The 9,634-nt window shown below is 69.7% G+C and carries 9 protein-coding genes; 5 read left to right on the forward strand and 4 right to left on the reverse strand.

Translation table 11 applies throughout. The features are described from left to right. A partial coding sequence (locus tag ACWELQ_RS27515) for a hypothetical protein (protein WP_452399939.1) occupies positions 1–208 on the forward strand: 208 nt, incomplete at its 5' end. A gap of 36 nt (positions 209–244) precedes the next feature. Beyond that, positions 245–1,267 (forward strand): DUF6745 domain-containing protein, encoded by a 1,023-nt coding sequence (locus tag ACWELQ_RS27520; protein ID WP_452399940.1) that lies wholly within the window; start codon positions 245–247, stop codon positions 1,265–1,267. 28 nt (positions 1,268–1,295) lie between these two features. Here the strand turns inward: ACWELQ_RS27520 and ACWELQ_RS27525 are convergent, their stop codons facing one another. The 4 genes from ACWELQ_RS27525 to ACWELQ_RS27540 form a co-directional block, all read right to left on the reverse strand. Then, positions 1,296–2,900 carry a regulator gene (locus tag ACWELQ_RS27525; protein ID WP_452399941.1) on the reverse strand — a complete coding sequence of 535 codons (1,605 nt, stop codon included), beginning with the start codon at positions 2,898–2,900 and terminating at the stop codon, positions 1,296–1,298. Positions 2,901–2,912: 12 nt separating this feature from the next. Next, positions 2,913–3,611 (reverse strand): cysteine hydrolase family protein, encoded by a 699-nt coding sequence (locus tag ACWELQ_RS27530; RefSeq protein ID WP_452399942.1) that lies wholly within the window; start codon positions 3,609–3,611, stop codon positions 2,913–2,915. Continuing rightward, entirely contained in the window at positions 3,608–4,996 is a 1,389-nt protein-coding gene (locus ACWELQ_RS27535; RefSeq protein ID WP_452399943.1) for an allophanate hydrolase, read from the reverse strand. Before ACWELQ_RS27535 ends, ACWELQ_RS27530 begins: the two co-directional genes overlap by 4 nt. A gap of 70 nt (positions 4,997–5,066) precedes the next feature. Then, positions 5,067–5,726: a GntR family transcriptional regulator gene (locus ACWELQ_RS27540; protein WP_452399944.1), complete on the reverse strand. Its 660-nt coding sequence runs from the start codon at positions 5,724–5,726 to the stop codon at positions 5,067–5,069. A 169-nt stretch (positions 5,727–5,895) separates the two neighbouring features. On the opposite strand from ACWELQ_RS27540, the gene ACWELQ_RS27545 reads away from it, so the two are divergent. The 3 genes from ACWELQ_RS27545 to ACWELQ_RS27555 all read left to right on the forward strand — a co-directional run. Next, positions 5,896–7,050 (forward strand): DUF7373 family lipoprotein, encoded by a 1,155-nt coding sequence (locus ACWELQ_RS27545; protein ID WP_452399945.1) that lies wholly within the window; start codon positions 5,896–5,898, stop codon positions 7,048–7,050. A 7-nt stretch (positions 7,051–7,057) separates the two neighbouring features. Continuing rightward, the gene (locus ACWELQ_RS27550) at positions 7,058–8,941 is read left to right on the forward strand and encodes a serine/threonine-protein kinase (RefSeq protein ID WP_452399946.1); all 1,884 of its coding nucleotides are present in this window, start codon (positions 7,058–7,060) and stop codon (positions 8,939–8,941) included. After that, positions 8,938–9,634: serine/threonine-protein kinase (locus tag ACWELQ_RS27555; RefSeq protein ID WP_452399947.1), on the forward strand; the 697-nt coding region annotated here is incomplete at its 3' end. The genes ACWELQ_RS27550 and ACWELQ_RS27555, both read left to right, overlap by 4 nt.

Below are 9,634 nucleotides of genomic sequence, written 5' to 3' on the forward strand. Positions count from 1 at the left end.
GGCGCTGGGCGAGGTCACCGGCCACGCCCACGCCGTCGCCGCCCGCGGCCGGTTGATCCGTACTGGCGAGCAGATGCTCATGTTCCTGCCCGAGGGCGGCCGGGTGGTGCACGAGGAGCATGCGCCGATCCCGTTGCCCAAGGGCTGGTTCCGCGTCATCCGCCAGCGTGAATACTTCCCCGGCGCGGTCCGCATCGTCGCCGACTGACCTGCTCCGATCCGACTGCTATCCAGGGGATTTCACATGCACCCTCTCGACGAGTGGCGCGCCGTCGTGGCCGCCACCGGCCCCGCCGATCGTCCCGCCGCCGAGGCGGCTGCCCGCCGCGCGTACAAGAGCGCCGGTCTGGCGGCCCCCACCCGATACGTCTGGGCGGCTTCACCGCTCGCGGCCGTGATCGCCATTCGCGCCCTGCACAATCCGGGCCGCAGTGTCCGCGACGAGGTACGTACCCGGCCCTGGGCCGCCGAACGCCGGTCCGTGCACGATCGCTTGGGCCCCACCGGCTGGTCCGAATTGTGGAACAGCACCGGTGCGCGGCTCTGGGACACCACCCGCATCCTCACCGACCGCATCACCACCGGTGTCGTCGAGGCCGTGGTCGCGATCGACCCCGGCGACCGCCGCGCCCGCACCGCCGCCGAACGCGACGTTCAGGGCCTGCTGCTGGATGCTGTTCTCGGCCAGCACGATGCCGCCTGGTTGTCGGCCTTTCCCGGCAGCGAGCGCTTGTCCGGTCTGGCCGGTGTCGCCCGGCATGCGGGCTGGTGGTGGCCTTTCGAGCACACCATTGTCTTCACCGAGCGTCCTACCCGCCTACTGCGCGACGAGGCGGGCCGCCTGCATGCCGCCGACGGTCCCGCCCTGGTCTACCCGGACGGTTTCGCCCTGCACGCTTGGCGCGGAATGCCGGTCCCCGCAACCCTGTTCACCGAGTTGGTGACCCTCACCGCCGAACGCATCCGCACGGAGGAGAACGCGGAACTGCGCCGGGTCATGCTCGAATTCTTCGGCTACGACCGCTATCTCGCCGAATCCGGCGCGCGGCCGATCGACCGTGACGAGACCGGCATCCTGTGGTGCATCGAACTCGACGACGACGAGGACGTGGTGATGGTCGAGGTGGTCAACTCCACGCCGGAACCGGACGGCACGCATCGCACCTACTGGCTGCGCGTCCCGCCCGGCACCCGGACCGCCAAAGAGGGTGTCGCGTGGACGTTCTCCCTCGAGGCTGACAATTACGCGCCGGTCCGCCAGACCTAGTCCGAGGTCCGCCAGACCGGGTCCGCGTTCATCCGGCCGCGCTCGGCTCGGCCGCGCCCGCCTCGATGGGCTCGGCTTCCGGTGTGGCACGGGTGCCGCGCAGGAACGAGCAGGCCAGGCAGACCGCCCCGAAGAACAGGTAACCGAGGGCGACCTTGGGCGCGGCGGCCCACCCGACCTCGGGGGCGTGGATGAGCCCGATGAAGGCCAGCGCCGCGCCCGCGAGGGAGGCGAGAGCCGCTGCCCGGAACCGTTTGTCGAGCACGAAGGTCACCATCGTGCCCAGCACGAGTCCGGCCAGCACCGCGCCGTCGCCGAGGGTCCGCAGCCCGTCGTAGACGACCCCGGCCTGCCCGAGCGCGCCCATCCCGACCTTGTCGGCGGTGGTGCCCGCCGCGGCGAGCGCGTTGTCGATCTGCCCGGTGCCCCACTGCGCCAGGTTCGGCAGCAGGGCCGCGACCACCGCGACCGCGTGCAGGCGTGGCACGGCCTGGAACGCCTGCGCGCCGATCAGCAGGCCGATGTAGAGCAGGATAGGCACGATCGCCGGAACCGGCAGCAGGGTGGCCAGCAGCCCGAAAAGGCCCAGCAGGCACATCAATCCGATCAGCGCGCCACTGGCCAGCGAGTAGCCGGTGCGCCCGCCCGCGTCCTTCCAGCCGGGATGCCCGATGTAGACCGCGGGCGGGAACGGCGAGCCGAAGCCGGAGCCGATGATCGCGCCGAACCCGTCGGCCAGCAGCACGCTGCGCAAGTTGTAGTTGTCCCCGGCCGCCGCGGCGCTCTCCACATTGCTCATCGCCTCGGTGAAGTTGTAGACGCCCAGCGGAATCGCGGTGGCCAGCAGCGGTCCCAGGTGCGAGAGCCCGTCCCACAGCAGGTGCAGGCGCAGATTCGGCAGCCCGATGGCGATATCGTGCGCGGCGGCGGAGACGTCGGGCACCGACATGTAGCCGCCGATCCAGCCGATCGCGGTTCCCACTACCAGCGCCACCAAGCCGATCGGCACATTGCCGGGCAGCCGCACATCGGTGAAGAAGCCGATGAGAATAATGGCCAGCACCGGCAATCCGATCCAGGCGGCCTCCCACATCTGCGCGGCCGGACGCATGGCGATGAAGGTGATGGAGATGCCCGCCAGGGTGCCGAGCATGGCCGCGCGCGGGGTGATGCGGCGAATGAACGGCCCGACGAACGCGCCGATCATGACGATCACGCCGATCATGAATGCCCACGCCAGCCCGGCGGCCCAGGCCCGCATCGGATCGTTGGTCTTCAGGTAGATCGGCAGCATGACCACGAACACCACGATGAACATGTGCGGCACGCTCGGCCCGTACGGCAGCGCGGTGACGGTGGCTCGTCCTTCGCGCCGGGCCAGCCGCCGGGCGAGGGTCATGTAGTAGAGGTTGCCCAGCACCAGCGCCACCCCGAGCGCCGGTAGGACGGTTCCCAGCACCTGGTGGCTGGGGATCTTCACCACCGCGATCGACAGTGTGGTCAGGGTCAGGACATTGACGAGGATATTGAACGAGAGGCCGAAGAAGGCGTTGGTGTCGCCGCGGGTCCACCACGGCAGCGACAACGGTGTGGCACTGCCGGTCTCACCGGGCAGCTGTGTTTCGACGGACATGGGTCTTCCTGTTCACTGGGCCGGGGTGGGGGAGCTGGCGGCCTCCAGCGCGGCGCGCACGGCGGCCGAATCGGCGACCCAGCCGAAGATTCCGCCCTGGGCGGCGATCATGGCCAGGCCGACGCGCTGGAATTCCGGGAAATACGAACCGACGCAGTCGGAGACGACGAGGCATTCGAAGCCGCGGTCATTGGCCTCGCGCACGGTGGTGTGCACGCACACCTCGGTGGTGACGCCGGTGACGAGCAGTGAGCGGGTTCCGTTGCGCGCCAGCACGTCCGAGAGTTCGGTGGCGTAGAACGCGCCCTTGCCGGGCTTGTCGATCACCACTTCTCCCGCGAGCGGCGCGAGTTCGTCGACGATGTCGTGGCCGTATTCGCCGCGCACCAGGATCCGCCCGAATGCGCCCGGATCGCCGATGCGCTGGGAAGGGTTGCCGCGCGACAGTTTCGCGGGCGGGCAGTCCGACAGGTCGGGCAGGTGTCCTTCGCGGGTGTGGATGACGGGGATGCCGGCCGCGCGGGCGGTGGCCATCAGGGCCGCCAGGGGTTCGATGACGGTGCGCAGCAGCGCCACGTCGTTGCCGAGGCTCTCCCCGAATCCGCCGGGCAGCAGGAAGTCGCGCTGCATGTCGATGACCAGCAGGGCCAGCGTGTTCGGATCGAAGGGGAAGTCGGCGGGTTGCGCCGGAATGTGGTGGGGGGCCGTCATTGTCGTTCCTTCTCTGCCAGCCGATAGGGCGCCGGCGTCGTCACCGGCCGCGGTTCGTCGAGGATGCGGGCCGCCGCGGCGAGCACGAGATCGTCGGAGAGCGCGGGCCCGAAGACCATGACCGCCAGTGGCCGCCCGTCGGCGGTGGCGCCGACCGGCACCGAGATCGCGGTCAGGTCGAGGAGATTCCCGAAATGGGTGTAGTGCCCGAGCACGGTGTTGGTGGCGATGGGATCGGCCTGGACCTGCGCGACGGTGAAGGTGGTGCCGAGGGTGGGCACCATGATCACGTCGAGGTCGGTCCACAGCCGCGCCACCTCCGCACGCAGCTCTTGCAGCCGCTGCTGGGCGCGGAACACGTCGACCGCGGTGAACCGGAAACCGCCGGTGAGGATTTCGCGGATCACCGGCAGGATCGAGTCCGGTCGTGCGGCCAGGAACGTCTCGAACTCCACCAGCCGTTCGGCCACCCACGGCCCCTGGTAGAGCAGTTCGCCCGCGGCCAGGAACGGCGCGAGCGTGGTGGGCGCGCGATCGAAGCCCAGGCGCGCCAGTCGATCCCGCATGGCCAGATGCGCGTCGCGGAAGGCGGTGTCGCCGAAGAATTCCAGTTCGTGCGCGTCGGGCAGCCCGACCCGCAGCCGGGTGCCGTCCCAGCGCGGTCCGCGTGCCCGGCTCCACGGATCCGCGGGATCCACCCCGGCGATCACGTCGAAGACGCGGTCCAGATCCTCGACGGTGCTCGCCATCAGCGTCAGGCAGTCCAGCGATTTGCACGCGGGCACCAGGCCGACCGTGCTGATCAGCCCGCGCGACGGCTTCCAGCCGACGATCCCGTTGAGCGCCGCCGGAACCCGGCCCGAACCGGCGGTGTCGGTGGCCACGCAGAACGGCACCTCACCCAGCGCCACCGCCCGCGCCGACCCGGAACTCGAGCCGCCGCAGATCAGGTCGTCGCCGAAGACGCTGCGCGGGATCGGATACGGGGTGCGGGTGCCGTTGAGCCCGGTCGCGAACTGGTCGAGGTTGGTCTTGCCGACGAACAGCGCACCCGCGTCCAGCAGCCGCTGCACGGCGGGCGCGGTCTCGGTGGCGGTATAGGCGTAATCGGGGCAGGCGAGCGTGGTCGGCCAGCCCGCCACATCGATGGAATCCTTGACGCCGAACGGCACTCCGTACAGCGGCAGCGTGCGCGCTCCGGGGCGGCGCTCGATCTCGGCAGCCGCGACCAGCAGTTGTTCGCGCGGAACCGGCGTGATCCAGGTGCCGTCCGCGCCGCGCGCCGCGATGGCGTCGGCCACCCGGGCGGCGGTGCGCGACGGCGAACCGCTGCCGCTCTCGTGTGAGGCCAGGATCTCCGCCACCGTGGGACCGGGATTCAGCATCTGTCGATTGTCGACAAAACGTGTGAAATCGATGGTCCCGCAATGTATCCAGTGTGTTAGCGGATGATCGTCACCGAATATCCAGATCCAGGTAGGCCAGCTCGCCGTGTCGCAGCAGCGCCTCGCACGCCACCGCCGCATCCCCGGATTCGAGTGCGCCTAGCAATTCGGTGTGTCGGCGAACCCCGTTGCGCCGCTGCGCGACCCGCGCCTCGGTGCGCAGATTCCGGGCCATCGGCAACTGCAGTTTCAACAGGATCGGCTCGTACGCCAGATCCAGTTGCCGATTGCCCGCCAGCGCCACGATCGCGGCGTGAAACCGTCGATGGGCATTGTCACGCTCGAACAGATCCCCGGCCGCGTCCGCCGCCCGCATCTCCTCCAGCGCCGCCCGCACCCCACACAGCGGATCCCCGTGCGCCGCAAGTGGAAACGCCGACTCGATGGCATGCCGCTCCAGCACCCGCCGCAACTCGAACAACTGCAAGATATCCGTCTCCGACCACACCGCCACCCGAAACCCCCGCCGCGGCAGATGCTCGATCAACCCCTCCTGCGCCAACAACCGCAACGCCTCCCGCACCGGCGCCCGACTGGTCCCTAACCGCCCGCACAACGCCTCCTCCCCGATCCGCTCCCCGGGCGCGAACTCGCCACTCAACACCTCACCGCGCACCTGCCGCGTCACCATCTCCACCAGGCTGAGCGGCAGTCCCACCCCACTCGTCATCGGCACCACCATCATTCGAGATTAGGCCGACCGTCCAGGTACGGCCCGGTCACGAAATGTGGTGGGCGATTTCGCGGTGGCGCGCGGGGGGTGGCCCGGGTAGTCTCCCGAGCCGAAGGGTTTCGGGTCGGGGGAGTGTTTGGTGCGTTCAAGATGTCGCCGAACAGCCATGGCCACAGTCGTTTTCGCCATTCTCGCGGCTGTCCTCGCCGGGTGTGGCGGGACGTCCGGTGCGGCGCCGGATTACGGTCCCTTCCCGACCCACCGGGTGGACGGCGACTACGACCGGATACCGAGTCGAGCGCGCGGCATCGTCGCGGAATCGTTGCGGCTGGGCGAGCACATCGTCTACCCGACCGACATCGATCCGGACCTGTCCCAGGGCCACGGCGGCGGTGTCGTCGCCGATTTCCAGGGTGTGCGCGGCACCCTGTCGACACCGCAGCAGACGGCCTTGAAGCACTACAGCGTGCTGGGCGGATTCGCGGTGCTGGCCTCGGACAAGCCGTATCTCGACAACACCGCACCGCGGAAGTTCCTGTCGGTAGTGGTGCTCGCCTTTTCTGACGCGGCGACGGCGACGGCGGCCGCGGCGGAAATGGAACACGCCGACTTCCAAGCCAATACCGACAACACCCCCGTGACCGTCGCCGCGATACCCGACGCGATCAGCCACTGGCGACCCGGCGTCGCGAATCTCGGCAGCTGGCTGGCGTGCAAGAGCCTGGTCATCCGGGTGCTGGCGGAACTGCCCGAACCCGATCTGGGTGCGCTCACCGAGCGAGTCGCGCACACCTATCAGCGGCAGGAAGCGGCGCTGGAGTCGTTCACGCCCACACCCGACGCGGATCTCGCGGCGCTGGCGCTGGATTCGGGCGCGCTGCTGCCACGGCTGGTCAAGACCGGCGACTACGTCCCGGACGATAAAGAATTCGCCGTCTACGGCCCGCACGCCTACGCGGTGTTGTCCACCACGCCGACCGCCGACGCCGCCGACTACACCTCGCACGGCGTCACCGCGATCGCGGTCTCGCACAACAAACATCTGTACCTGGCCCGGGACGCCGCTGCGGCCGCCGACCTGGCTCGCGTCCTGTCCACGCACGACGCCGACGGGCGGTACCAGCCCGTGCGGGGTGTGCCCGGGCAGCCGGACACCACCTGCGCCCAGGCCACGAAACCCGACGGGCTGATCCTGGCGCCCCGGCGGTTCCGCTGCCTGATCGTGCGGGCCGCGCTGGTCGCGCAGGTCTACGCCAACGACGACATCGAGGTGCGGCGGCTGGCCGCCGCCCAGTTCGCGGTCATGGGCGACGCGAAGTGAGGACGGCATGAAACCGCTGACTCCCCGCGATCCGCGCCGGCTGGGCCGCAACCGGATGATCGCCGTGATCGGCCGCGGCGGCATGGGCCGGGTGCTGCTCGGCCGCACACCGAGCGGAAAACTGGTGGCCGTCAAGCTCGTCCATCCGCACCTGGCCGAGGATCCCGAGTTCCGGGAGCGCTTCCGGCGGGAGGTGGCCGCCGGTCGGCAGCTCACCGGCGCGTATACCGCGGCCGTGGTCGACAGCGACACAGAGGCCGAGAATCCCTGGCTGGCAACGGAATACATTGCCGCACCGGATCTGCGCACGGTGCTCGCCGAGTGCGGTCCGATGCATCTGGGCGGCCTGCGGCTGCTGGCCGCCGGGCTCGCCGCCGCACTGCTCGAGATCCACCGCGCCGGACTGGTGCACCGCGACCTCACCCCGGGCAATGTGCTGCTGACCGAAGCCGGCCCGCGCGTCATCGATTTCGGTGTCGCGCGCGCCCTCGACGGTTCCGGTCAGCTCACGGCGACCGGCACGGCCGTCGGCTCCCCGGCCTATATGGCACCCGAGCAGGCCGAGGGCGCGGCCACCACCGCGGCCGCCGACCTGTTCTCGGCGGGCGCGATCCTGACCCTGGCGGCGACGGGGGAGACCCCCTTCCCCGGCAACTCCGCACCGCAGGTCCTTTACCACGTCATGCACTCGCCACCCGAGACGCGCGGGGTACCGCCGTCGCTGCGCGAGGTGGTGAACGCCTGTCTGGCACGCGATCCCGCGCAGCGCCCGACGGCGCGCGAACTGTTGGACGCGTCCGGTGCCGTCCCCGCCGAACCGGTGTGGCCGGAAGCGGTGCGCGCGGTGATCGGGGCGCACCGGGCGGACTCGGACTGGTGGGTGGGCTCCGCCGAACGTGAGGCCGACTACCGGGATCAGTTGGAGCGCATCCGGATTCGGCGGCGTGATCGGCTGCGGTGGCTCGCGGCCGGGGTGGCGGCCGTGCTGTTCATCGCCGCGGCCATGCTCGCGGTGGCCTCCTCGGCACGGCAGCCGGGCCACCCCCTGCCGATCGCGGACCCGACCGTCAGCGTCACGCCCGCCGAACTGCGTCAGCTCGACGGGTGTGACCTGATGGTCAGGGCACTGGGCGACAGGTTCGGAACCCGGTCGGGCGAGCCCGATTCCTATGGTCTGAACGGTTGTCAGATCTACTACGAGGACAAGGTCAAGGGCCGCAGGAGTTTCGACCTGCTGGTGGGAATCAGCGCCAAGGAGCAGATGGCGAGCATGGATCTCACCGGCCGGACGGTGGCCTGGGCACCGATCCTGGCGGAGCGCAAGCCGGAGCGCGGCATCTGCGACAGCGGAGTGATCCTCCCGAACAGCGAACAGGACGGACTGCAGATGCAGGTCCAGACCACCGGCGACGATGTCTGCGCGCTGGCCGAACAGGCGCTCGTCGCTGTCGTCGAGCAGCTCACCCGATACGTGCCACAGAAACGGTTGCCGCAGAATTCGATCCGGCGCCTGGATCCCTGTGCGGTCCTCGATCCGGCGTTGAGCCGCACGATCGCCGGTGACCCCGCCCGGCCCGTCGGCAATGTCGACTCCTGCTTCGTCAAGGGCGCCGATCACGCCATCGAATTGCGACTCGATCAGCGGTTGCGCCCGGACACCACGACCGGCCTTCCGGTCGATCCCTGGCAGATCGGGTCCTACACCGTGTATCGCACGGCACTCGCCGCGCACCCGGAGATCTGCAGCGCGAGCTGGATCGCCCGGCTCACCACGGGTAGCAACGCCGAAGTGGCCGAGATCAGGGTGGACGGCCCGACCGGCACCACGGACGCGTGCGACAAGGTCCAGCAGTTGATCGTCGACATCCTGCCACGGCTGGCGAAATCATGACCCAGCCTCTCGGCCCGGATGATCCGGTACGGATCGGCGGCTACCGGACCCTGGCCCGGCTCGGCGCGGGCGGCATGGGACGAGTGCTGCTCGGGGCGGGACCCGACGGCCGCCTGGTGGCGATCAAACAGATTCACGCCCACCTGCTCGACGGACACGAGTACCGGGCCCGCTTCCGGCAGGAGATCACCGCGAGCACCCGCGTCTCCGGAGCGTTCACCGCACCCGTCATCGACTTCGACGTCGATACCGAGCAGCCCTGGCTGGCTTCGGCCTTCGTGGTCGGCGTCCCGCTCGATCGTGTGATCGCGGAGCAGGGTGCGCTGCCCGTCCCCGCCATCCGCGCCCTGGCCGTCGGTCTGGCGGTGGCTCTGCACGACATCCACGCCGCCGGATTGGTGCATCGGGATCTCAAGCCCGCCAACGTGATTCTGGCGCACGACGGCCCGCGCGTCATCGACTTCGGCATCGCGAAGCTGAGCGAGGCGACCGGCCTCACCGAGACCGGTGCGGCGCTGGGTTCACCGGCTTACATGTCGCCCGAACAAGCGCTCTCACAACCGCTCACACCGGCGAGTGATATCTTCGCGCTCGGCTCATTGCTGGTGACGGTCGTGACCGGATCCTCCCCGTTCGTCGCCGCGTCGATGGCGTACACGCTGTTCAATATCGCGCACAGCGAACCGGATCTGA

This window comes from Nocardia sp. NPDC004722, from assembly GCF_053601505.1.

Coding starts and splice junctions, on each gene's coding strand:
- ACWELQ_RS27520 (WP_452399940.1), top strand. CDS start 245: ATGCACCCTCTCGACGAGTGGCGCGCCGTCGTGGCCGCCACCGGCCCC.
- ACWELQ_RS27525 (WP_452399941.1), bottom strand. CDS start 2,900: ATGTCCGTCGAAACACAGCTGCCCGGTGAGACCGGCAGTGCCACACCG.
- ACWELQ_RS27530 (WP_452399942.1), bottom strand. CDS start 3,611: ATGACGGCCCCCCACCACATTCCGGCGCAACCCGCCGACTTCCCCTTC.
- ACWELQ_RS27535 (WP_452399943.1), bottom strand. CDS start 4,996: ATGCTGAATCCCGGTCCCACGGTGGCGGAGATCCTGGCCTCACACGAG.
- ACWELQ_RS27540 (WP_452399944.1), bottom strand. CDS start 5,726: ATGACGAGTGGGGTGGGACTGCCGCTCAGCCTGGTGGAGATGGTGACG.
- ACWELQ_RS27545 (WP_452399945.1), top strand. CDS start 5,896: ATGGCCACAGTCGTTTTCGCCATTCTCGCGGCTGTCCTCGCCGGGTGT.
- ACWELQ_RS27550 (WP_452399946.1), top strand. CDS start 7,058: ATGAAACCGCTGACTCCCCGCGATCCGCGCCGGCTGGGCCGCAACCGG.